17 protein-coding genes and 1 pseudogene are annotated in these 21933 nt (G+C 68.4%); 15 read left to right on the top strand and 3 right to left on the bottom strand.

All coding sequences use genetic code 11. From position 1 onward, the window contains the following. The first annotated feature begins 115 nt into the window (after positions 1-115). From ASD47_RS08295 to ASD47_RS08235, 13 genes and pseudogenes are all read left to right on the top strand, one after another. Positions 116-2138: pseudogene (locus ASD47_RS08295) on the top strand (methyl-accepting chemotaxis protein). Next, the gene (locus tag ASD47_RS08290) at positions 2138-2425 is read left to right on the top strand and encodes an STAS domain-containing protein (RefSeq protein WP_056754293.1); all 288 of its coding nucleotides are present in this window, start codon (positions 2138-2140) and stop codon (positions 2423-2425) included. Before ASD47_RS08295 ends, ASD47_RS08290 begins: the two are co-directional and overlap by 1 nt. Beyond that, a complete protein-coding gene (locus tag ASD47_RS08285; protein ID WP_028038734.1) occupies positions 2422-2787 on the top strand; it encodes a response regulator in 366 nt (121 codons plus the stop codon). Before ASD47_RS08290 ends, ASD47_RS08285 begins: the two co-directional genes overlap by 4 nt. A 48-nt stretch (positions 2788-2835) precedes the next feature. Then, complete coding sequence (locus ASD47_RS08280; protein ID WP_056754290.1) at positions 2836-5115, top strand: chemotaxis protein CheA; 2280 nt, start codon at positions 2836-2838, stop codon at positions 5113-5115. Between the two features lie 4 nt (positions 5116-5119). Next, positions 5120-5587 carry a chemotaxis protein CheW gene (locus tag ASD47_RS08275; RefSeq protein ID WP_056754288.1) on the top strand — a complete coding sequence of 156 codons (468 nt, stop codon included), beginning with the start codon at positions 5120-5122 and terminating at the stop codon, positions 5585-5587. 1 nt (position 5588) lies between these two features. Next, positions 5589-6470 (top strand): protein-glutamate O-methyltransferase CheR, encoded by an 882-nt coding sequence (locus ASD47_RS08270; RefSeq protein ID WP_056754284.1) that lies wholly within the window; start codon positions 5589-5591, stop codon positions 6468-6470. Further along, positions 6470-7498 carry a chemotaxis response regulator protein-glutamate methylesterase gene (locus ASD47_RS08265; RefSeq protein ID WP_056754281.1) on the top strand — a complete coding sequence of 343 codons (1029 nt, stop codon included), beginning with the start codon at positions 6470-6472 and terminating at the stop codon, positions 7496-7498. Before ASD47_RS08270 ends, ASD47_RS08265 begins: the two co-directional genes overlap by 1 nt. 4 nt (positions 7499-7502) lie before the next feature. After that, the gene (locus ASD47_RS08260; protein WP_019847929.1) at positions 7503-7892 is read left to right on the top strand and encodes a response regulator; all 390 of its coding nucleotides are present in this window, start codon (positions 7503-7505) and stop codon (positions 7890-7892) included. Further along, on the top strand, positions 7889-8461 hold the full coding sequence (locus ASD47_RS08255; RefSeq protein WP_056754279.1) for a chemotaxis protein CheD: 573 nt from the start codon (positions 7889-7891) through the stop codon (positions 8459-8461). Before ASD47_RS08260 ends, ASD47_RS08255 begins: the two co-directional genes overlap by 4 nt. 5 nt (positions 8462-8466) lie before the next feature. Next, on the top strand, positions 8467-8856 hold the full coding sequence (locus ASD47_RS08250) for a hypothetical protein (RefSeq protein WP_056754276.1): 390 nt from the start codon (positions 8467-8469) through the stop codon (positions 8854-8856). Positions 8857-8859: 3 nt separating this feature from the next. Further along, on the top strand, positions 8860-9444 hold the full coding sequence (locus tag ASD47_RS08245) for a response regulator (protein ID WP_056754273.1): 585 nt from the start codon (positions 8860-8862) through the stop codon (positions 9442-9444). Next, positions 9441-9911: a hypothetical protein gene (locus ASD47_RS08240; protein WP_056754270.1), complete on the top strand. Its 471-nt coding sequence runs from the start codon at positions 9441-9443 to the stop codon at positions 9909-9911. Before ASD47_RS08245 ends, ASD47_RS08240 begins: the two co-directional genes overlap by 4 nt. Positions 9912-10252: 341 nt before the next feature. After that, on the top strand, positions 10253-13207 hold the full coding sequence (locus ASD47_RS08235; protein WP_369800270.1) for a TonB-dependent receptor: 2955 nt from the start codon (positions 10253-10255) through the stop codon (positions 13205-13207). A 93-nt stretch (positions 13208-13300) separates the two neighbouring features. Here the strand turns inward: ASD47_RS08235 and nagA are convergent, their stop codons facing one another. Genes nagA through ASD47_RS08220 form a run of 3 tightly spaced genes read right to left on the bottom strand, consistent with a single transcriptional unit; the run spans position 13301 to position 16331 of the window. Then, positions 13301-14437, bottom strand: coding sequence for an N-acetylglucosamine-6-phosphate deacetylase (gene nagA / locus ASD47_RS08230; protein WP_056754265.1), 1137 nt, complete (start codon positions 14435-14437; stop codon positions 13301-13303). Continuing rightward, complete coding sequence (locus tag ASD47_RS08225) at positions 14437-15528, bottom strand: SIS domain-containing protein (RefSeq protein WP_056754262.1); 1092 nt, start codon at positions 15526-15528, stop codon at positions 14437-14439. The genes nagA and ASD47_RS08225 overlap by 1 nt, the downstream gene beginning before the upstream one ends. A 53-nt stretch (positions 15529-15581) precedes the next feature. Further along, positions 15582-16331 carry a GntR family transcriptional regulator gene (locus ASD47_RS08220; protein WP_235525826.1) on the bottom strand — a complete coding sequence of 250 codons (750 nt, stop codon included), beginning with the start codon at positions 16329-16331 and terminating at the stop codon, positions 15582-15584. Between the two features lie 244 nt (positions 16332-16575). On the opposite strand from ASD47_RS08220, the gene ASD47_RS08215 reads away from it, so the two are divergent. Together ASD47_RS08215 and ASD47_RS08210 are read left to right on the top strand one after the other, a co-directional pair. Continuing rightward, the gene (locus tag ASD47_RS08215) at positions 16576-19347 is read left to right on the top strand and encodes a TonB-dependent receptor (protein ID WP_056754258.1); all 2772 of its coding nucleotides are present in this window, start codon (positions 16576-16578) and stop codon (positions 19345-19347) included. A gap of 207 nt (positions 19348-19554) precedes the next feature. Next, entirely contained in the window at positions 19555-21912 is a 2358-nt protein-coding gene (locus tag ASD47_RS08210) for a family 20 glycosylhydrolase (RefSeq protein ID WP_056754255.1), read from the top strand. Positions 21913-21933: the final 21 nt, after the last annotated feature.

The raw sequence follows: 21933 nt of genomic DNA, 5'->3' as shown, positions 1-21933 counted from the left end.
GCGGACGAGAGCTTTGCGCAGCGCGGAATTTCAGGGGTGCGACACGCCCTGCGGCACAGGCTCTTAACCAAAGTCAGGAACTATTAGGAATATGCCGTGATGATCGCCCTCGACGTTGGTGATCCGTGCGCACGGAAACACCGCTAGAGGGGACCTATCCGATGAAGCGTTTTCGGCTCGTCGATCTTCCGTTGATCATCAAAATCGGCTTCGCGCCGGCTTTCGCGCTTTTGATGCTGGCCCTGATGGCCGGTGGCGCGATCGTCGTGCAGAAGAGCCAGTCCGCCGCGCTCAAGCAGGTCGTCGAGAACGACATGCGCGAGAACATGGAGATCCAGACGATCTCCAAGCGGATCTCCAACATCAACGGCGAACTGTTCACCGTGATGACCCACAAGGCCGGGAACATCGAGGTCGACAAGAACGACGCCCGCATGGCGGCGATCCTGACCGAAACCGACGCGATCAAGAAGGACCTGACCGCTCTGAAGGGCAAGCTGCCCAAGGAAGAGCAGGGCAAGATCGTCGAGCTGATCAAGTCGCTCGACGAATGCCGCAGCGCCATCGACACGGTCAGCGGGATGATCGGGGTCGACTTCAACATGGCCGCCGGCTTCATCGCCCCGTTCGAAGAGCAGTACGCCAAGATGACCGCCCAGCTGGACGGCGTCGTGACGTCCGCCAACACCCGCATCGCCACCGAGACGGCGAAGAAGCAGGCTGAGGCCAATGCGGCGATGAGCGCCACGATCGTCCTGTCGCTGATCACGCTGTGCGCGGTCGCCGGCCTGGCCTTCATGACCGTGATGACCACCCGCAAGTCGATCGGCGACATCGCCGGCGCCACCGAGAAGCTGTCGAAGGGCGACAACACGATCGACCTGGAGAAGATGACCCGCGGCGACGAGCTGGGCGCCATCGTCCGCTCGCTGAAGGTCTTCCGCGACAATCAGCTGCACCTGGAGCAGATGCGCGCCGAGCAGGAGAAGTCGGCCGCCCTGACCGCCGACGAGCGCCGCGCCAAGGAAGAGGCCGCCGCCGCCGCCGCCCGCGAGAACGCCCTGGTGGTGTCGTCGCTGGCCGACGCGCTGGAGCACCTGGCCAAGGGCGACCTGACCTACCGCGTCCAGGCCGACTTCCCGGGCGACTACCGCAAGCTGAAGGACGACTTCAACGCCGCCATCACCCAGCTGCAGGAAACCATCAAGGTCATCGCGGCCTCGACGGACGGCCTGCGCACCGGCGCCGACGAGATCGCCCACGCCTCGGACGACCTGTCGCGCCGCACCGAGCAGCAGGCCGCCTCGCTGGAAGAGACCGCCGCCGCCCTGGACGAGCTGACCGCCACGGTGCGCCGCACCGCCAGCGGCGCCAAGCAGGCCTCGGAAGTGGTCTCCAGCACCCGCGGCGAAGCCACTCATTCGGGCCAGGTCGTGCACGAGGCCGTCTCGGCCATGGGCGCCATCGAGGACTCGTCCAAGCAGATCAACCAGATCATCGGCGTCATCGACGAGATCGCCTTCCAGACCAACCTGCTGGCCCTGAACGCCGGCGTCGAAGCGGCGCGCGCCGGTGACGCCGGTCGAGGTTTCGCGGTCGTGGCGCAGGAAGTGCGGGCCCTGGCCCAGCGCTCGGCCGAAGCCGCCAAGGAGATCAAGACGCTGATCTCGTCCTCCACCCAGCAGGTCAGCCAGGGCGTGAGCCTGGTCGGCCAGACGGGCGAGGCCCTGCAGCGGATCGTCACCAAGGTCGGCGAGATCGACGCCCTGGTCACCGAGATCGCCGCCTCGGCCGCCGAGCAGGCCACCGGCCTGAACGAGGTCAACACCGCCGTCAACCAGATGGACCAGGTGACCCAGCAGAACGCCGCCATGGTCGAGCAGTCGACCGCCGCCACCCACTCGCTGAAGGGCGAGACCGGCGAGCTGGTGCGTCTGATCGGCCGCTTCCGGGTCGGCGACGGCCGCCAGCAGACCACGTCCTACGAGCGTCCGCAGGTCGCCGACGCCGCCCACCACGCCCCCGCCGCCAATCCGGTGGCTGAGCAACGCGCCCGCCTCAACGCCTTCGCCCGTCCTGGACGCGGCGGCGCGGCGACGGCGGCCGCCCCGGCCAGCGACGGCTGGGAGGAGTTCTGATGTCGACAGCGATCGCTTTACCCGAAACCCTTGATCTGAAGGCTTCGGGACCGCTCAAGCAGGCGTTCGTCGAACGCCGCGGCCAGGACATCGAGGTCCATGCCGACCAGGTGCGCCGCCTCGGCGGGCTGTGCCTGCAGGTCCTGCTGGCCGCCCGCAAGGCCTGGGCCGAGGACGGCAAGCCTTTTTCGATCACCGCGCCTTCCGAGGCGTTCGTGGAAACCATCCGTCTTTTCGGGGCCGAAGGGGCTCTGTTTCAGGCCGAAATCCAAGGAGCTGCATCGTGACGCGTACTGTCCTCACGGTCGATGACTCGCGTACGATGCGGGACATGCTGCGCATGGCCCTCGCCGGCGCCGGGTTCAACGTCGTCGAAGCCGTCGACGGCGAACACGGGCTGGAAGTGCTGTCCGCCCATCGCCCCGACGTGATCATCACCGACATCAACATGCCCAAGCTGGACGGCTTCGGTTTCATCGAGGCGGTGCGGGTCGACGACGACTATCGCGCCATCCCGATCCTGGTGCTGACCACCGAAAGCGACCCCAGCAAGAAGCAGCGGGCCCGCGAGGCCGGCGCCACGGGCTGGATCGTCAAGCCGTTCAACCCCGAGAAGCTCGTTGAGGCGATCCGCCGCGTCGCGGCCTGATCGTCCAGGTGCTTTAGGTACTGAAATACCTTTGTAGGAAGTCGGGGAATGGACGAGCTAGAGGCCATCAAGGTCACCTTCTTTCAGGAATGCGAGGAACTGCTCGCCGATCTTGAAGGCGGGCTCTTGGCCATGCAGGACGGCAACGACGATGGCGACACCGTCAACGCCGTCTTCCGGGCCGTGCACTCGATCAAGGGCGGCGCCGGCGCCTTCGGCCTGGAACCGCTGGTGCGCTTCGCCCACGTGTTCGAGACCCTGCTGGACGCCTTGCGGTCGAACGAGATCCCGGGCACGCCGGACCTGACGGCCCTGCTGCTGCGCGCCTCGGACGTGCTGGCCGACCATGTCAGCGCCGCTCGCGGCCTGGGCGTGGTCGACATGGACGCCTCGGCCGCCATGGCCGCCGAACTGAAGGCGGTCACCGACCCCGCCGCCGCGCCTGTTCCGGCCGCCGCCGCGCCGGTGGTCGAGACTCCTCGGTACGTCGACGCCGCCCCGATCGTGGTCGGCGCGGATGACGGGATGGACGACGACGACCTGGGCTTCGACTTCCAGCCGATGACCATCACCCTCGACGCCCAGGCCGCCGACGCGGCCGTGCTAGACGGCAATGTCTGGACGGTGTCGATCCGTCCGAAGTCCGACCTGTACCGCAAGGCCAACGAGACGGCCCTGCTGCTGCGCGAGCTGAGTCGCCTGGGCCCGATCCAGGCGACCCTGGACGACAGCGCCCTGCCGGCCCTGGAATTCATCGATCCCGAAGCCGCCTACGTCACCTGGAGCGTCCGGCTCGAGACGGACCAGGGCGAGGAGGCCATCCGCGAAGTCTTCGAATTCGTCGACGGCGACTGCGACCTGGAGATCACCCGCGGCGAGGCCCCGGTGGCCGAGGTGCTGGCGACCCTGCTGGACGTGGCCGCTCCGGCGCCCGCGCCCGCCGCGATCGACGTCCCGGTCGAAGCGCCGGTCGTCGCCGCCGCTCCGGTCGTCGAGATCGCCCCGCCGGCCCCCGTCGCCGCGCCGGCTCCGACGCCCGCCGCCGCTCCGGTCGCCGCCAACGCCCCGGCCGCCGCCCCCGCCGCCAAGCCGGCCCAGATCGACGTCCCCGGTCCGGGCCAGTCGGTGATCCGCGTCGATCCCGAGCGCATCGACCACCTGATCGATCTGGTCGGCGAGCTGGTCATCAACCAGGCCATGCTGGCCCAACGCGTCGGCGAATACGGCATCGCCCCGTCGTCGAACCTGGCCATGGGCCTGGATGAGCTGGAGCAGCTCACCCGCCAGATCCAGGACAGCGTGATGGCCATCCGCGCCCAGCCGGTGAAGTCGGTGTTCCAGCGCATGCCGCGCCTGGTCCGCGAAGTCGCCAACATGACGGGCAAGCAGGCCCGCCTGGTGATGGACGGCGAGAACACCGAGGTCGACAAGACGGTCATCGAGCGTCTGGCCGATCCGATCACCCACATGCTGCGCAACGCCATCGACCACGGGCTGGAAAGCCCCGAGGAGCGCAAGGCGGCCGGCAAGAATCCCGAAGGCGTCGTGCGCCTGGCCGCCCTGCATCGCAGCGGCCGGATCGTCATCGAGGTCCAGGACGACGGCAAGGGCATCAACCGCGAGCGGGTGTTGTCGATCGCCGTCAACAAGGGCCTGATCTCGCCGGACCTGACCCTGACCGACGAGGAGATCGACAACCTGATCTTCCTCCCGGGCTTCTCGACCGCCGACAAGATCTCGGACGTCTCGGGCCGCGGCGTCGGCATGGACGTGGTCAAGCGCAGCGTCCAGGCGCTGGGCGGTCGCATCTCGATCTCGTCGCGTCCGGGCCTGGGCTCGACCTTCACGCTGAGCCTGCCGCTGACCCTGGCTGTCCTGGACGGCATGGTGGTCGACGTGGCCGGCGAGACCCTGGTCATCCCGCTGGCCTGCATCGTCGAAAGCCTGCGGCCCAAGGCCGAGGAAATCCGGCCCCTGGGTCCGACCGGTTCGGTCCTGGCCGTGCGTGACAGCTTCGTGCCGCTGATCGACGTGGGCCTGACCCTGAACTATCGCAGCAAATCGCCGTCGGCGACCGAGGGCGTGGTGCTGCTGGTCGAGGGCGAGGACGGCTCGCGCGCCGCCCTGGTGGCCGACGCCATCCACGGCCAGCGCCAGGTGGTCATCAAGTCGCTGGAACAGAACTACCAGCAGGTCGAGGGCGTCGCCGCCGCGACGATCCTGGGCGACGGCCGGGTGGCCCTGATCCTCGACGTCGACGCGGTGATCAACCTGCGTCGCCGCAGCCCGCCGCCCGCCGTCGACCCCAGCCTCATCGCCGCGGAATAGCCCGATGACCGAACCCAACGCCATCCACAGCAGCGAAACCCGCGAACTGATCTCGTTCCGCGTGGGCGAGCAGGAATACTGCGTGGACATCATGGCCGTCCGCGAGATCCGCGGCTGGAGCCCGGCCACCACCCTGCCGCAGTCGCCCGCCTACATGCGCGGCGTGATCAACCTGCGCGGGGCCGTCCTGCCGATCATGGACCTGGCCGCCCGCATTGGCATGCCGACCACCGAGCCGAACGTGCGTAGCGTGTTCATCGTGGTCCAGGCCGGCGACCGCACGGTCGGCCTGCTGGTCGACGCGGTGTCCGACATCCTGTCGATCACCGACGAGATGTGCCAGCCCACCCCGGACATCGCCTGCGAGAACGTCCGCCACTTCGTGCGCGGCATCATTTCCATCGAAGGGCGGATGATCAGCGAGATCTCGCTGGACCGCCTGCTCCCCGAGCGCGAGGCCCTGGCCGCCTGATATGACCACACCCTCGACCTCCTTCTCCGATCGCCGTGAGGCCCTCGTCGACGGCGAGTTCGCCTTCACGGGCGCCGACTTCAAGCGGATCGCCGCCCTGCTGTACGAGCAGGCCGGCATCAGCCTGCCCGACAGCAAGGCGACCCTGGTCTATTCGCGCCTGGCCAAGCGCCTGCGCACCCTGGGCCTGAAGTCGTTCGCGGAGTACTGCGCGTTCGTCGCCCAGGACGGCAATGTCGACGAGCAGCAGCATATGCTCCGGGCCCTGACGACCAACGTCACCCGGTTCTTCCGCGAGCCGCACCATTTCGACGACCTGCGCGCCAACATCCTGGAGCCGATGGCCGACAAGGTCCGGGCCGGCGGGCGCCTGCGCCTGTGGTCGGCGGCCTGCTCGTCGGGCCAGGAGCCCTATTCGATGGCCTTCACCGTGCTGTCGGTGTGGCCGAACGCCGCCGAGCTGGACATCCGGATCCTGGGCACCGACATCGACACCAACGTGCTGGCGACGGGCCGGGCGGCGGTCTACGAGGAGCAGCTCCTCGAAGGCATCCCCGCCAACATGCGCAGCCAGTATTTCGAGCGCGACGCCAGCGACCGCCGCAGCTTCCGGGTCTGCGAGACGGCCCGCCAGCTGGTGGCGTTCCGCGAGCTGAACCTGAACGGTCCCAGCTGGCCGATGAAGGGGCCGTTCGACGCCATCTTCTGCCGCAACGTCGTCATCTATTTCGACGAGCCCACCCAGGAGCGGGTCTGGCAGCGCTTCGCGCCGCTGGTCGCCCCGGGCGGCAAGCTCTATGTCGGCCATTCCGAACGTGTGGGTGCTTCCATTACCGCTTTCGAAAGCGCCGGCCTGACCGCCTACCGCAAGGTGGGTCGCTGATGGCCAAGATTCGCGTCCTCGTCGTCGACGACTCCGCCACCATGCGGAGCCTGATCACGGCCGCCCTGACCCGTGACCCCGAGATCGAGGTGGTCGGCGCCGCCGGCGACCCGTTCGAGGCCCGGGGCATGATCAAGGCCCTGAACCCCGACGTCGTCACCCTCGACATCGAGATGCCGAACATGAACGGCATCGAGTTCCTCGAGAAGATCATGCGCCTGCGGCCGATGCCGGTGGTCATGGTCTCCAGCCTGACCCAGGCCGGCGCCGAGATGACCCTGCGCGCGCTGGAGCTTGGCGCCGTCGACTGCGTGGGCAAGCCCACCAACGCGACCGGCACCGCCGAGGCCCTGGCCGAGGTGGCCGACAAGGTCAAGGCCGCGGCTCGAGCCTCGGTGCGGACCAAGGCCGACGCCGCGCCAGCCACGGCCCGCCGCCTGAACTACCTGCCGTCGGGCGACATCGTGGCGATCGGCTCGTCGACCGGCGGGGTGGAAGCCCTGCTGTCGATCCTCAGCCAGTTCCCCGAAACCGGTCCGCCGACGGTGATCACCCAGCACATGCCGGCCACCTTCACGGCCAGCTTCGCCGCCCGCCTCGACCGCGCCAGCGGCGCCCGGGTGCAGGAAGCCGTCGACGGCGCCCTGCTGGAGCCGGGCAAGGTCTATGTCGCGCCGGGCGGGGCGACCCACCTGGAGGTCGTTCGCTCGGCCGGGCTGCGCTGCCGCCTGGTCCAGGGCGACCCGGTCAGCGGCCACCGGCCGTCGGTCGACGTGCTGTTCAACTCGGTGGCCCAGGCGGTCGGCGACAAGGCGGTGGGCGCCATCCTGACCGGCATGGGCCGCGACGGCGCGCAGGGCCTGCTGGCCATGCGCAAGGCCGGCGCCCGGACGATCGGCCAGGACGAGCAGAGCTGCGTCGTCTACGGCATGCCGCGCACGGCTTTTGAACTCGGCGCCGTGGAGAAGCAGGTTCCCCTGTCCTCCATGGGCCAAACCATCCTCGATCTGGCCTCCGCGAGGCGATGAACCCATGCCCCAAGCAAGCTCCATTTCCGTTCTCGTCGTCGATGACCAGCTGACCATGCGGGCGTTGATCCGCAACGCCTTGCAGCAGATCGGCTTCAAGGACATCCGCGAGGCCCCCGACGGCGAGGAGGCGCTCAAGAACCTCCTGGCCAAGCCGGCCAACCTGGTCATCTCGGACTTCAACATGCCGAAGATGGACGGGCTGGCCCTGCTGCGCGCGGTGCGCTCGCACCCGCCGATCCGCCAGACGGCCTTCGTCATGCTGACCGGCCGGGCCGATCGCGAGCTGGTCCAGCGCGCCGTGCAGTTCGGCGTCAACAACTACTGCGTCAAGCCGTTCACCGTCCAAGGCCTGAAGGAAAAGATCGAACAGGTCTTTGGCCAACTGACATGATCGGTCGAGACCCCTACCCAGACGAAGCGGGCCCCGCGATCAAGGTTCACGTCACCCAGGGCGAGAGCCACGTGTCGGCCGACCCGAACGTGGTCATGACCACGGTGCTCGGTTCGTGCATCGCCGCCTGCCTGCGCGATCCGACCACGGGCATCGGCGGCATGAACCACTTCCTGCTGCCGGACTCCGGCGATCGCAGCAAGGACAGCGGCGACGCCGTCCGCTACGGCGCCTACGCCATGGAGCTGCTGATCAACGGCCTCCTGAAGAAGGGCGCCCGTCGCGAGCGCCTCGAGGCCAAGATCTTCGGCGGGGGCAAGCTGTTCGACGGCCTTTCGGACGTCGGCGCCAGCAACGCCGCCTTCGCCGAGCGCTTCCTGCGCGACGAGGGCATTCCGATCGTCTCGTCCAGCACCGGCGGTCTGTCGGCCCGCCGCGTCGAGTTCTGGCCCGCGTCCGGTCGGGTGCGCCAGCGCCTGGTCGCCGTCGACAACGCCCCGCAGGACGTCCGTCGTCCCGCGCCCGCCCCGATGCCCGCCGCGTCCAGCGGCGACGTGGACCTGTTCTGACGCCCATGACCGCCCAGCCGCTCGCCCTGACCGACACCGACGAGACCTCCCCCGGGCAGTTGCCCGTCGGCGAGCTCTCGCGTCGGCTGGCGGCGGAGCTGATGGCGGCGGCGGCGATCTGCCGCGATTGCGAGCACGTCGCCGGCGACCTGGCCAGCGGCGGCGCGGCTCTGGAGAACCTGTCGCGGCTGCAGGCCCTGGACGAGCTGAGCCAGCGCCTGCACGGTCTGTCGGAGGTGCTGGCCCGCATCGGCCAGCATGCCTCCGGCGAATGGAGCATGGCCGTCGAGCCGCTGCTCGAGGGCCTCGGCCTGGCCGACCTCGTGGTGCGCCTGCGCGACGCGAAAAACCACGACGGCTGGGACGCCACGGCCGGCGAGCTCGACTTCTTCTAGGCCATGCGCGAACCGCTCCACGCCTCGGCCCGCATCAATCTCGAGAAGGTCGAGGTGCTGCTGGTCGACGACAGCATCCCGTCGCTGAACCTGCTGTCCCAGGTGCTGCTCGGCTTCGGCGTAGGGAACCTGACGCGCGCCGACGGCGCCAGGGCGGCCCAGACCCTGCTGCGCGAGCGCACGTTCGACCTGGTCATCAGCGCCACCAACATGGCCGGGGTGGATGGCTACGAGCTGGTCAAGTGGCTGCGCCGCGGCGCCCTGGAGGCCAACCGTTACCTGGCGGTGATCCTGGTCTCGGGCCACACGCCGCCCTCGCAGGTGTTCAAGGGCCGTGACGCCGGCGCCAACTTCACGATCGCCAAGCCGATCACGCCCAAGATCGTGCTGGAGCGCATCCTGTGGGCGGCCAGGGAAGATCGCCAGTTCATCGAGTGCGAGACCTATCTGGGTCCCGACCGCCGGTTCAAGAACGACGGCCCGCCAGCCGGCGCCAAGGGGCGTCGCCGCGAGGATCCCCCGCAAGCGCTCCGCCCGCCCGGCGCCCCGTCGCTGGAGTCCGCCGACTCCGAGAAAGCCAAGTCATGAGCGTCATGCGTAAATTCCGCGCCCCCAACCGCCTGTCGATGCTGGTCCGGGCCAATGGCGGCGTGACGGCCAAGGACGCCCTGGCGGCCGCCGACGCGGCGCTGGAGCCGCTGCGCGCCGAGTCGCTGGCGGTGCTGGACGCCGCCCTGGCCGAGATCGACGCCCGGTTCGGCCGGCCGGCGGCGGCGACCCGCGTCGCCGGGGCGTTCCAGGATCTCTACGCCCTGGCCCTGCGCATCATCGACGTCTCAGGCTTCCTGCCGGGATCGTGCGTCGACCAGGCGGCGGTCTCGTTCTGCGCCCTGGTCGACAACTGCGCCGAGGCCGGCGCCTGGCGCTGGGACGCGGTCGACGTGCACATCAACGCCCTGCGGCTGCTGCGCACCGCCGACCTGAGTCCCGACCAGCGCCGGGCGGTGATCGACGGGCTCAACAAGGTCAGCCAACGGCGGATCGACGAGGCCTGAGCCGGCGCCGACGCGGCAAGCTTGACCTTGATGTGGCCCAAACGACACGATTGCCACGCCGCTACATTCCGCCACGCTTCAGCCATCTTGTGATCGGCGGTTTCATTTGATACCGCTTGCATTGCTACCGGTGTCAGGACAAGGTCTCGCGGAGATTTGACACCGGTGTCAGAATAGACGGCCCAAGAACGGCCGCGCGGGAAGGAAGCGCGGACGCACTCTTCGGCCGGGCGACGCGAAAGCGTCGTTCAAAAGAAACGTGGTCACGGGAGGAGGATCCATTGTCTCAGGTCTCTAAGCAGCGCGTTCGCGCGCTGAAGCTCGGTGCGTCCAGCGGCGCCATGCTGATGGCTATGGCGCTGGCCGGCGCCGCCGCCGCGCAGGAAACGCCGGCGCCCGCCGCCGACGACACCGCCGTCGAGGAAGTGGTCGTCACCGGCTTCCGGGCCAGCCTGGCCAACGCCCTGGACATCAAGCGCCGCGAAAACGACCTGGTCGACGTCATCAAGGCGCAGGACATCGCCGACTTCCCCGACCTGAACCTGGCCGAGTCGCTGCAGCGCGTGCCGGGCGTGTCGATCGACCGTGACGGCGGCGAAGGCCGTACGATCACCGTCCGCGGCCTGGGTCCCGACTTCACCGTGGTGCGCCTGAACGGCCTGGAAGCCCTGGCCACCACCGGCGGCAAGGACAGCTCGGGCGGCGCCAACCGCGGCCGCCAGTTCGACTTCTCGATCTTCGCCTCGGAGCTGTTCAACAGCGTCACCGTGCGCAAGTCGACCTCGGCCATGAACGAGGAAGGCTCGCTGGGCGCGATCATCGACCTGCAGGCCTCGCGTCCGTTCGACTTCAGCGGCCCGGCCATGAGCATGGGCGCCAAGATCGGCTGGAACGACCTGTCGCGGAAGAAGGACCCGCGCTTCACCTTCCTGGCCAGCAACCGCTGGGACACCGGCATCGGCGAGATCGGCGCCCTGATCTCGGTGGCCTACGCCGAGCGCAAGACGCTGGAAGAAGGCTCCTCGACCGGCCGCTGGGAAAATCCCAGCGTGGCGTTCAACTCGGCGACGGCCTTCCCCTGCACCGGCGCGGCCTATAACCCGGTCAGCGGCCCGCCCCTGACCTGCGCCCAGATCGGCACCGTCGTCGGCGGCACCACCCCGACCACCACGGCCGCCGCCGGCACCGCCAACAACCTGTGGCACCCGCGCATCCCGCGCTATGGCCGCCTGCAGTACGACCAGAAGCGCCTGGGCGTCACCGGTTCGCTGCAATGGCGTCCCACCGAGAACTCGACCCTGACCTTGGACGGCCTGCTGGCCAAGTTCACCAACAACCGCGACGAGACCTATCTGGAAGTCATCTCGTTCAGCCGCAGCGGCGCGGGCGTGCCCCAGACCGACGTGGTCAACTTCCAGGCCGACGACAAGGGCCACCTGATCAAGGGCACGTTCGACGACGTCGACGCCCGGGTCGAATATCGCCACGACGACCTGAAGACCGAGTTCAACCAGTTCACCCTGACCTACGACACCAAGTTCGGCGACGCCGGCCACCTGAACATCGTCTATGGCCAGTCGCGGTCGATCCAGGACAACCCTGTCCAGACCACGTTCTCGTTCGATCGCTACAACAGCGACAACTACAGCTATGACTACTCGGCCGACGACAAGCTGCCGAGCTTCAGCTACGGCTTCGATCCGACCAACCCGGCCAACTTCACCTACACCGCCAGCAACACCAACGGCGACGCGTCGCTCCTGCGCCTGCGTCCCAGCAAGGCGGTCAACACCTTCAAGACCTTCCGGGCCGACGTCGACTACGAGATCCTCGACGGCTTCAAGCTGCGTTATGGCGGCGATTACAAGGAATACGGCTTCTCCTCATGGGAAAAGCGCCTGTTCTCGCGCAACCTGGCGGCCACGGGCACGACCTTCACGGCCGAGGCCGGCTATCCGCTGCCGGCCGGCGTCACCGTCGCCGACGTCTCGCGCCTGATCACCGGCTTCGGCCGCGGCCTCGACCTGCCGAGCGGCGTGCCGACCTCGTGGATCGCGCCCGACCTGGACAAGCTGAAGAAGGCCATCGGCTACGACTGCAACTGCATCAACGCCAACGGCGACTTCCGCCTCAGCGTGCTCAACCAGCTGGGCGCGCTGCGGGAGATCACCGAAAAGGACACCGCCTTCTACATCCAGGGTGACTTCGACTACGACATCTTCAACATCCCGATCCGAGGCAACCTCGGTGTCCGCTATGTGAAGACCGAGCAGTCGGCGACCGGCCACTACAACGCCGGCAACGTCGCCACGCCGGTGAGCACGCCGTTCGGCACCATTTCCGAGCAGATGGCCACCGACGCGACCCAGTCGGTGAGCCGCGAGTACACCAACACCCTGCCCGCCCTGAACATCTCGGCCCAGCCGATGGAGAACTTCTTCATCCGCTTCGCCGCCGCCAAGGTGATGACGCGTCCGCAGTTGCAGAACCTGACTCCGGGCTTCACCGCCATGAGCCAGAGCGCGCAGACCCTGACGCGCGGCAACCCGGATCTCGATCCGATGCTGGCCAACAATCTGGACCTCAGCTTCGAATGGTATCCGGACAAGGAAACCCTGCTGTCGGCCGGCTTCTTCCAGAAGGACATCAAGTCCTATATCCAGCAGACGGCCGAGGTCATGACCTGGTCCGAGACCGGCCTGCCCAACAGCCTGCTGAGCAACGGCAACACCAGCGCCTCGCCGTTCACGGTGACGACCAACATCAACAGCCCGGGCGGCAAGCTGCGCGGCTTCGAACTGAGCGCCCAGCGTCCGTTCACCTTCCTGCCGGCCCCGTTCGACAAGTTCGGCGCGATCGTCAACTACACCCACGTCAAGAGCGATATCGACTACATCATCAAGTCGCCGACGTTCGGCGGTACGCCCCGGGTCCAGACCGCCCCGGCGGTGCTGGTCACCCAGCCGCTGCTCAACCTGTCGCCCGACGCCTTCAACGCCACGCTCTACTACGAGAACGCCGGCTTCAAGGCGCGGATCTCGGGTTCGTATCGCGACCAGTACCTGATCCAGGTGGCCCCCTCGGCGACCAACAACAACGACGTGCGGATCAAGGAAAAGACCTTCAACCTCGACGGTCAGGTCAGCTACGAGTTCAACAAGTTCACGGTCACCCTCGAAGCGATCAACCTGACCGACCAGGAAGACAGCAAGGTCGACGACTCCACGCGCATGAGCTCGGAAGAGTACGTCCACTTCGGCCGTCAGTTCTATCTGGGCGTGCGGTACAAGTTCTAGATCGCCGCCTTACCGAAACGACCGAAGGGCGCTGGTGCAGACCAGCGCCCTTCTTCTTTGGTCCTTGTCCGCGTCCCACAGGGAAGCGGTCTATCAGCTCGCGACGCCGTCGATCCAGGTGCGGCGCACGGTCAGGGCCTCGTCCAGCAGCACCAGGTCGGCGGCCTGGCCGGTCTGGATGGCGCCGCGCTGGCCCGCCAGGCCCAAGAAGGCGGCGGGAGCGGCCGAGGCGATGCGAACCGCGTCCTCCAGCGACAGGCCCATCATCGCCACGGCGTTGCGCACCGCGCCGATCATGTCCAGGTCAGAGCCGGCCAGGGTGCCGTGGTCGTCGACGCACACCCCGTCGACCACGCGGATATGCCGCCCCTGCAGGTCGAAGCTCTTGTCCGCCATGCCGACCGTGGGCATGGCGTCGGTCACCAGCATGAAGCGGTCCAGCGGCCGGGTGCGCAGGGCGATGCGCAGCACGGCGGGATCCACGTGGCGGCCGTCGACGATGATCCCGCACCAGGCGGTCTGGCTTTCCAGGGCCGCGCCCACCACGCCCGGCTCGCGGCTGGTCAGCGGCGACATGGCGTTGAACAGGTGGGTGAAGCCGGTCAGGCCCGCGTCCAGGGCCTTGCGCACCGTGCCAAAGGCGGCGTTGGTGTGGCCGGCGGCGACGATCACCCCGGCCTCGGTCAGGCGGCGCACCCGCTCGGGCGTGGTGGTTTCCGGGGCCAGAGTCACCAGGGTCTTGCCGCGCTTGAGCGAACTGAGCAAGGCCACGGCCTGGTCGTCGAGGGTGCGGAACTTGCTGGCGTCGTGGATGCCCTTGCGCTTGGCGTTGAGGAACGGGCCCTCGATGTGAACGCCCAGCACGCCGGGCACGCCGGCCTCGATCGCCTGCTCGGTCGCCCGCATGGCGGCGTCGACCACGGCCAGGTCGTCGCTGATCAGGGTGGGCAGGAAGCCGGTGGTCCCGTAGGACCGGTGGGCGGCGCCGATGGCCGCGATGGCCTCGACGGTGGTGGAGTCGTTGAACAACACCCCGCCGCCGCCGTTGACCTGGGTGTCGATGAAGCCTGGGACCAGCAGGCCGCCGTCCAGGTCGTGGCGCGCGGCGTCGGCCGGGGTGTCGGCGGGGGCGAGGAGGGCCGCGATCCGGCCGTCGCGGATCACCACGGCCTTGCCGTCGACGATCCCCTGCGGCGTCAGGATGCGGCCATTGACGAGAACGGACTGCATCAGACGGTTTCTGTGACCTTGTTGAGGTGCGGAGGGCTGTCGGGATCGTAGCCGCGGGCCACCGACAGGGCGTTGGCCATGCGGTAAAAGCTCTGGATCATCAGGATCGGCTCGATCACCGGGTGGGCGGCGAGGGCGGGAAGCGCGCCGGCGCCCGCTTCACCCGCGCCGGCCAGCAGCACGTCGCCGCCCCGCTCGGCCACGCCCTTGGCCATGGCGTCGACGCTGTCGCGGCTCTCGTCGTTCTGGGCGAACACCAGGACCGGGAAGCCTGCCTTGACCAGCGCCATCGGCCCGTGCAGCACCTCGGCGGCGCTGAAGGCCTCGGCGTGCAGGCCGCAGGTTTCCTTGAACTTCAGGGCCGCTTCCTGGGCCACGCCGAAGCCGACGCCGCGGCCCAGCACATAGAGGTTGCGGGCCAGCTTCAGGCGCTCGACGGCCGGCGTCCAGTCCAGGGTCCAGGCCTCGGCCAGCAGGGCGGGCAGGGTGGCGAGGGCGGCGGTCAGGTCGTCGTCCCCGGTCCAGGCGGCGACCAGCTGGGCGATGGCCGCCAGGGCGGCGATATAGGACTTGGTGGCCGCCACGCTCAGCTCGGGCCCGGCGTGCAGCGGCAGGACCTCGTCGGCCAGGGCGGCCAGGGGCGAGGTGGTGTCGTTGACCAGGGCGATGACGAAGGCCCCGGCGTCCTTGGCGGCCTGGACCGAGGCCAGCAGGTCGGGGCTCTTGCCCGACTGGGAAATGGCCAGGTACAGCACCTCGCCCAGGTCCTGCTGGGCGGCGTAGACCGAGCTGACCGACAGGGCGGCCGATGAGGTCAGCACGCCGGTGCGGGTCTCGATCAGGTACTTGGCGAAGGTGGCGGCGTGGTCCGAGCTGCCCCGCGCGCAGGTGACCACGGCGCGGGGCGGCGTGGCCCGCAGCCGCTCGGCGATCCTGGCCGCGCGGGCGGCGTTGGCCGCCAGCTGGGCGGCGACCACCTGCGAGGCCTGGCCGGCCTCGAGGAACATGCGGGTCGATTCCGCCGTCAGGCGCCCCGGCGTGGAGGAAGGTTCGGCAGGGGGGGCGGATCGGGTCAAGACATGGGCCTCCAAGACGGGCGTTCCTTCAGATAAGCGCGGGGCGGGCCCCGTTCAGCACGGACCCTTCAGGAAAGGGCGTTCAGTTCGGCGACGAAGTCGTAGGCGTCGCCGCGGTAATAGGACTGGGTCACCTCGACCGCCCGGCCGTCCTTCAGGAAGCCGCGACGCTCGATCAGCAGGCCGGCGTCCTTGGGCGGAACGCCCAGCAGTTCCGCATGTTCGGCGGTGAACAGCACCGCGCGCAGCCGCTGCAGGGCGCGGGCGGGCCGATGGCCCGTGGCGGCGAGGGCTTCATAGAGCGACACGCCCACCGCCTCGGCCGAGGGCAGGGCGAAGCCGGCGATGGTGGAGTATTCCACGGCCATCGGCGCGCCGTCGGCGTAGCGGATCCGGGCGAAGCGATAGACCTGGGTGCCGGGCGACAGGCCCAGGGTCAGGGACTCCTCGGGGGTGACCAGGCCCTCGGCCTTGCTGATCCACTCGCTGCGCGGCGTGCGCCCGCGCGAGATCATGTCCTCGGTGAACGACGACAGCTTGGAGAAGCTTTTTTCCACCCGGGCGGCGACGAAGGTGCCCGCGCCCTGGCGGCGGGTCAGCAAGCCCTCGCTGACCAGGCCGTCCAGAGCCTTGCGCACGGTGATGCGCGAGATGCCGAATTCCTCGGCCAGGTCGCGTTCGGCCGGCAGGGCGTCGTCGGGCGACAGCACCTTCGTCTGGATCGCCTCGCGCAGGGCGCGCTGCAGCTGCTTGTAGAGCGGGGCGTGATCGTCGCCGGCGAGGCCGCCGATCTTCTCAGAAAACATCGCCAATTCCATGCCCCCGCTCAAATCTGCGCCACCCCGTGACCGTCGGAATAGCATATGACCATTTCCGTACCAATAAGAACATGGTCCGGAATTGGTTCTTTTTTGGCCTTGTCATCCGACCATTTTCCGTCACAGTCAGCCTCCGAGGCCCAAGAAGTACCGCAATCTACGGATGTCCGCAGATAATTGGTATCAGATTGGGCTTGGGGCTCGCTCCAAGCTCAAGTGGCCTGGCAACGGGGAGAATTTGATAATGAGAAAGTTTCACAAAACCATTCTAACCGCGTCCGCCAGCATGCTGGCGGTCGCTCTGGCCGCACCGGCCTTCGCGCAGGACTCTACTCAAGTCGACGAAGTGGTCGTCACCGGCATCCGGGCCTCGCTGCAGGCGTCGGTCGAGGCCAAGCGTAACGCCAACGCCGTGATCGACGTGATCACCGCCGAGGACATCGGCAAGTTCCCCGACAAGAACGTCGCCGAATCGCTGCAGCGGGTTCCGGGGGTCACCATCCAGCGCGAATTCGGCGAAGGCGAGCGGATCTCGATCCGCGGCACCGCGCCGACCCTGAACCGCACCCTGCTGAACGGCCACGCCGTGGCCACGGCCGACTGGTTCATTCTCGACCAGTTCAAGGCCAGCCGCAGCTTCAACTACCTGATGCTGCCGTCGGAAATCGTCGGCAAGGTCGAGGTCTTCAAGAGCCCGATGGCCGACATCGACGAAGGCGGCGTGGGCGGCACGGTCAATGTGCACACCCGCAACCCGCTGGACCTGGCGCCGCTGTCGGTGTCCGGATCGATCCAGGCCTTCCACGACGAGAAGTCGGGCAACACCGATCCGACCGCCTCGGCCATGCTCAGCTGGCATAACGCCGACAAGACCCTGGGCGTCCTGGTCGGCGGCATCTACGACAAGCGTCGCATCCGTCGCGACGGCATCGAGGTCCTGGGCTACCAGGCCGTGACCACCGCCTCGGGCGCGGGCAACATCAGCGGCATCACGCCGGGCCAGACGGTGTACGCTCCCAGCCTGATCGGCTCGTCGCTGTTCACCCAGACGCGCGAGCGCAAGGGCGCCAACTTCGCCATCCAGTACGCGCCGACCGACAAGTTCGAGCTGAACCTGACCGGCCTCTATTCCAAGATGGACGCCGACAACTTCAACCAGAACTACATGGCCTGGATTAGCCAGAAGGTCGGGGCCCTGAGCACCTCGCCCGGCTCGCAGTTCAACATCACCCGCGTCGAGAACGGCACCGCCACCGCCGGCAACTTCAACGCCATCGGCGGCAACGGCGTGGTGTTCGACGCCATCGACCGCATCGCCCACACCAGCGTCGGCTCGATCGACCTGGCCGGCAAGTGGCGTCCGGCCGACGGCTGGGAGTTCAGCGGCCGCGTCGGCTACACCAAGGCCAAGGGCGCCACCGACCTGCAGCCGTTCTGGGAAACCAACGCCCCGACCGGCCTGACCTACGACCTGTCGAACGGCCTGCCGAAGGTCAGCTTCACCGACATCAACCCGACCACGGCGGATGACGAGATGACGCTGGGCTGGGCCTCGGCCAACACCACCGTCAACGACGACGACGAGTTCTACACCTTCGTCGACGGCGAGAAGTTCCTCGACGGCGGCGTGTTCAGTTCGGTCAAGTTCGGCCTGAAATACACCGACCACGACCGCGACGTGGTGCAGACCTACGGCCAACGCCGCGCGCTGCTGAACAACGGTACGGGCTGCAGCAACAACGCCTGCGGTCTGGACGACGTCGCCAACGGCCTGACCGACGGCGACTACCTCAAGGGCATTCGCGGACCGGGCGTGCTCAGCAGCTACCTCACCGCCGACAAGAACAAGATCGAGGCCATCTACGCCAAGCTTGGTCCGGCCACGGTCTATGACCCGAACAACCCCAATGTCGGCGGCTGCATCAACCTCAACAACTGCGACCACTTCGGCCCGCTGGAGAGCTTCGACTTCAACGAGAAGACCTTCGGCGGCTACGTGATGGGCAACCTGAAGGGCGAGGGCTGGCGCGGCAATGTCGGCGTCCGCGTCGTCAACACCAAGATCGAGACCAACGCCTGGCGGGTGGGCGTGTCGGCCGGCACGCCGGGCGCCATCAACAACCCGTTCGGCCTGATGGCCCCGACGTCGGGCGAGAAGGAATATACCGACATCCTGCCGTCGGCGAACTTCTCGTTCGACGTGCGTGACGACGTGGTGATCCGCCTGGCCGCCGGCCGGGTCCTGGCCCGCCCGGACTACGCCCAGATGGCCGGCTTCACCTCGCTGACCGAGTCCCTGCTGACGGCCTCGGGCGGCAACCCGGACCTGGATCCCTATCGCGCCAACCAGTACGACGCGACGGTGGAATGGTATTTCGCGCCGCAGTCGATCCTGTCGGTCGACTTCTTCTACAAGGACATCTCGACCTACATCGTCCAGGGCGCGACGGTCGAGAAGCTGCCGCTGCAGGCCGCCGCCAACGACCCGCGGGTCGTCAACCCGGCCAACAACTGCGTCCTGCAATCGGCCGGCCTCTATAGCTGCGACTACAATGTCGGCCGGCCGGTCAACGTGGCGGGCGGCGAGACCAAGGGCTTCGAGGTCAACTTCCAGATGCCCGTCTGGAACGGCTTCGGCGTCCTGGCCAACTACACCTATTCCGACGCCAGTTCGTCGTCGGGCGTGCCGGTGCCGTCGAACTCGAAGAACATCTTCAACGTCAGCGGCTACTACGAGAACGAGCGCTTCAGCGCCCGCCTGTCCTACAACTACCGGTCCAAGTTCTTCGTCGACTACGACGCCGAGCGCGGCTACCGGCAGCTGTGGTCGGACTCGATCGCCTCGCTCGACGCGTCGGCCAGCGTCAACCTGACCGACCAGATTTCGCTCAGCCTCGACGCGGTGAACCTCACCGACGAGAAGCAGACCGACAACTACGACAACGACAAGAACCGTCCGGCCCGTATCTACAAGAACGGCCGCATGGTCTTTGGCGGCGTCCGGTTCAAGTTCTAGCCCGTATGGACGGGGTCATCGGCATCCGGGCCGCGGGCCCCGTCCTTTTTTCCGAGTTCGTCGCGTCGGCTGCGGCCAGGATCTTTTCATGACCTGCCCGCCGCCGATCGCGACCCAAGCCCTCCTGACTGCAAGCATGGAGCTGGGGCGGAGCGGTCAAACGCTCCGCCCGCTTTTTGCTTCCGGTTGGCCGGTGAGCGTCCCTTGATGATCTTCGCTCCACCCTTCGCCCGCGCCGCCCAGAGACTGGTCGGCGCCCTGTCGGTTTCGGCCGCCGCCCTGGCCCTCGCTTCGGCGGCCTGCGCCGCTGAACCACCCCTGACCCTGACGCCGGCGCCCGCCCAGGCGACGCTGGGCCAGGGGACCTTCGCCCTGACCGCCCGCACCCGGATCTTCGTCGCCCCGGGCGACGTCGAGGCCCGCGTCGTGGCCGGCCAGCTTTCAGACATGTTGTCCAAGGCCCGGGGGCTGAAGCTCGCCGTCGTCGAGGGCGCGCCGCCCGCCGGTGAGGCCGCCATCGTGCTGGCCCGCGGCCAGGCCGGCGGCGACAAGCCGGAAGCCTACGCCCTCCAGGTCGCCCCCGCGGGCGTGACGATCACCGCCGCCAAGCGCGCCGGCCTGTTCTACGGCGCGGTCAGCGTCTGGCAGCTGGCCGTCCAGGACGCCGCCAAGGGGCCGGCCCAGCTGCCGGCCGTCAGCATCGACGACAGCCCGCGCTTCGCCTGGCGGGGCTTCATGCTGGACAGCGCCCGCCATTTCCAGAGCGTCGAGACGATCAAGGCGATCCTCGACACGATGGCCGCTCACAAGCTGAACGTCCTGCACTGGCACCTGGTCGACGACCAGGGCTGGCGGCTGGAGATCAAGAAATACCCGAAGCTGACCTCGGAAGGCGCCTGGCGCGTCCCGGCCGGGGCGGCGGGCCAGGACCCCAGGACCGGCAAGCCGGTCCGCTACCAGGGTTTCTACACCCAGGACCAGGTGCGCGACCTGGTCGCCTACGCCGCGGCGCGCGGGATCACCGTCGTGCCCGAGATCGAGATGCCCGGCCACGCCCTGGCCCCGCTGGTCGCCTATCCCCGGTTCGGCATGACCAAGGCCCCGCCGCGCGAGGCCATGGGCGACTGGGGCGTGTTCCCCTACCTCTACCGGCCCAGCGAAGAGACGTTCGGCTTCCTGAACGACGTGCTCGACGAGGTGATGGACCTGTTCCCGTCCGAGTACATCCACGTGGGCGGCGACGAGGCGGTCAAGGATCAGTGGAAGGCCAGCCCCGAGGTCCAGGCCCAGATCCAGGCCCTGGGCGTCAAGGACGAGCACGGCCTGCAAAGCTGGTTCATCCAGCGGGCCGAAAAGCACATCAACGCCCGCGGCCGGCGGATGATCGGCTGGGACGAGATCCTCGAAGGCGGCCTCGCCCCCAACGCCACGGTGATGTCCTGGCGCGGGATCGACGGCGCGGTCGCCGCCGCCTCCCAGGGCCATGACGCCGTGCTGGCCCCCGACAGCACCCTCTACATGGACCGCCGTCAGAGCGCCTCGGCCGACGAGCCGCCGGGCCGGATCAAGATCGTCAGTCTCAGGGACGTCTACGACTTCGACGCCGCCCCGGCCGCCCTGACCCCGGCCCAGCGCGCCCATATTCTGGGCCTGCAGGCCACCGCCTTCACCGAGCACATGCGTACCGACGAGCGGCTGGAGCGGATGACCTTCCCCCGCCTGATCGCCGTGGCCGAGAACGGCTGGACCCCGGACGCCCGGCGCGACTGGGCCAGCTTTGTGGCCCGCCTGCCGGCCGAGAGCGCGCGGCTGGACGTGCTGGGCGTGGCCCATGACACGGTCCCCTACGAGCCGCAGGCGACCCTGAGCCCGGCCAACGCCGGCCAGGTTTCGGTGGCCCTCGCCTCGGGCCTGGGCCTGGGCGAGATCCGCTACACGCTCGACGGCCAGGTCCCGACCAAGGCGTCCGGCCTCTACGAAGCGCCCCTGGCCTTGGCGCCGGGCAAGACCGTCCGAGCCCGGACGTTCCTGGGCGACGACGCCCTGGGCCGGGTTCGCGACTATCCGGTCACCCTGCTGGCCGCCTGGACCCGCGACAGCCACCAGCTGGAGCTGTGCGGCGCCGGCATCAATCTGTCGCTCGAGGACGACGCGGCGAAAACCGGGTCCGGCGACGGCCCGCGCGCGGTGTTCGCGGTCGACCTGATGAACCCCTGCTGGGTGTGGAAGGGCGCGGACCTGTCGACGGGCCTGACGCTCAGCGCCCGCATCGGCCAGGTCCCCTTCAACTTCCAGATCGGCGCCGACCGTCAGAAGATCCCGCTGCGCCCGCCGGCCACCCCGGCCGGCGAGCTGGAGGTGCGGATCGACGGCTGCGCGGGCGAGCGGATCGCCGCCATCCCGCTGGGCGCCGCCGCTCGCGGACCCGGCCTGGGGACAGCAGCCGGCGTGCTGCCCCGGCGCGAAGGCGTGCACGATCTCTGCCTGACCTTTACAGCGCGCACGGTCGAGCCGACGCTGGTGCTCGACCAGGTCACGCTGACCCCGACCAAGACCCCTCTCTAGATCCTCAAAGAACCAGGAAGC

It is taken from the genome of Caulobacter sp. Root1472, from assembly GCF_001426985.1.
Lineage (GTDB): Bacteria > Pseudomonadota > Alphaproteobacteria > Caulobacterales > Caulobacteraceae > Caulobacter > Caulobacter rhizosphaerae.
This window is presented reverse-complemented; position numbering and strand designations above follow the sequence as displayed.

Excerpts from the sequence above, each read along its gene's own strand:
- ASD47_RS08290 (WP_056754293.1), top strand. The coding sequence starts at position 2,138 with ATGTCGACAGCGATCGCTTTACCCGAAACCCTTGATCTGAAGGCTTCG.
- ASD47_RS08280 (WP_056754290.1), top strand. The coding sequence starts at position 2,836 with ATGGACGAGCTAGAGGCCATCAAGGTCACCTTCTTTCAGGAATGCGAG.
- ASD47_RS08275 (WP_056754288.1), top strand. The coding sequence starts at position 5,120 with ATGACCGAACCCAACGCCATCCACAGCAGCGAAACCCGCGAACTGATC.
- ASD47_RS08270 (WP_056754284.1), top strand. The coding sequence starts at position 5,589 with ATGACCACACCCTCGACCTCCTTCTCCGATCGCCGTGAGGCCCTCGTC.
- ASD47_RS08265 (WP_056754281.1), top strand. The coding sequence starts at position 6,470 with ATGGCCAAGATTCGCGTCCTCGTCGTCGACGACTCCGCCACCATGCGG.
- ASD47_RS08260 (WP_019847929.1), top strand. The coding sequence starts at position 7,503 with ATGCCCCAAGCAAGCTCCATTTCCGTTCTCGTCGTCGATGACCAGCTG.
- ASD47_RS08255 (WP_056754279.1), top strand. The coding sequence starts at position 7,889 with ATGATCGGTCGAGACCCCTACCCAGACGAAGCGGGCCCCGCGATCAAG.
- ASD47_RS08250 (WP_056754276.1), top strand. The coding sequence starts at position 8,467 with ATGACCGCCCAGCCGCTCGCCCTGACCGACACCGACGAGACCTCCCCC.
- ASD47_RS08245 (WP_056754273.1), top strand. The coding sequence starts at position 8,860 with ATGCGCGAACCGCTCCACGCCTCGGCCCGCATCAATCTCGAGAAGGTC.
- ASD47_RS08240 (WP_056754270.1), top strand. The coding sequence starts at position 9,441 with ATGAGCGTCATGCGTAAATTCCGCGCCCCCAACCGCCTGTCGATGCTG.
- ASD47_RS08235 (WP_369800270.1), top strand. The coding sequence starts at position 10,253 with ATGCTGATGGCTATGGCGCTGGCCGGCGCCGCCGCCGCGCAGGAAACG.
- nagA (WP_056754265.1), bottom strand. The coding sequence starts at position 14,437 with ATGCAGTCCGTTCTCGTCAATGGCCGCATCCTGACGCCGCAGGGGATC.
- ASD47_RS08220 (WP_235525826.1), bottom strand. The coding sequence starts at position 16,331 with ATGGAATTGGCGATGTTTTCTGAGAAGATCGGCGGCCTCGCCGGCGAC.
- ASD47_RS08215 (WP_056754258.1), top strand. The coding sequence starts at position 16,576 with ATGAGAAAGTTTCACAAAACCATTCTAACCGCGTCCGCCAGCATGCTG.
- ASD47_RS08210 (WP_056754255.1), top strand. The coding sequence starts at position 19,555 with ATGATCTTCGCTCCACCCTTCGCCCGCGCCGCCCAGAGACTGGTCGGC.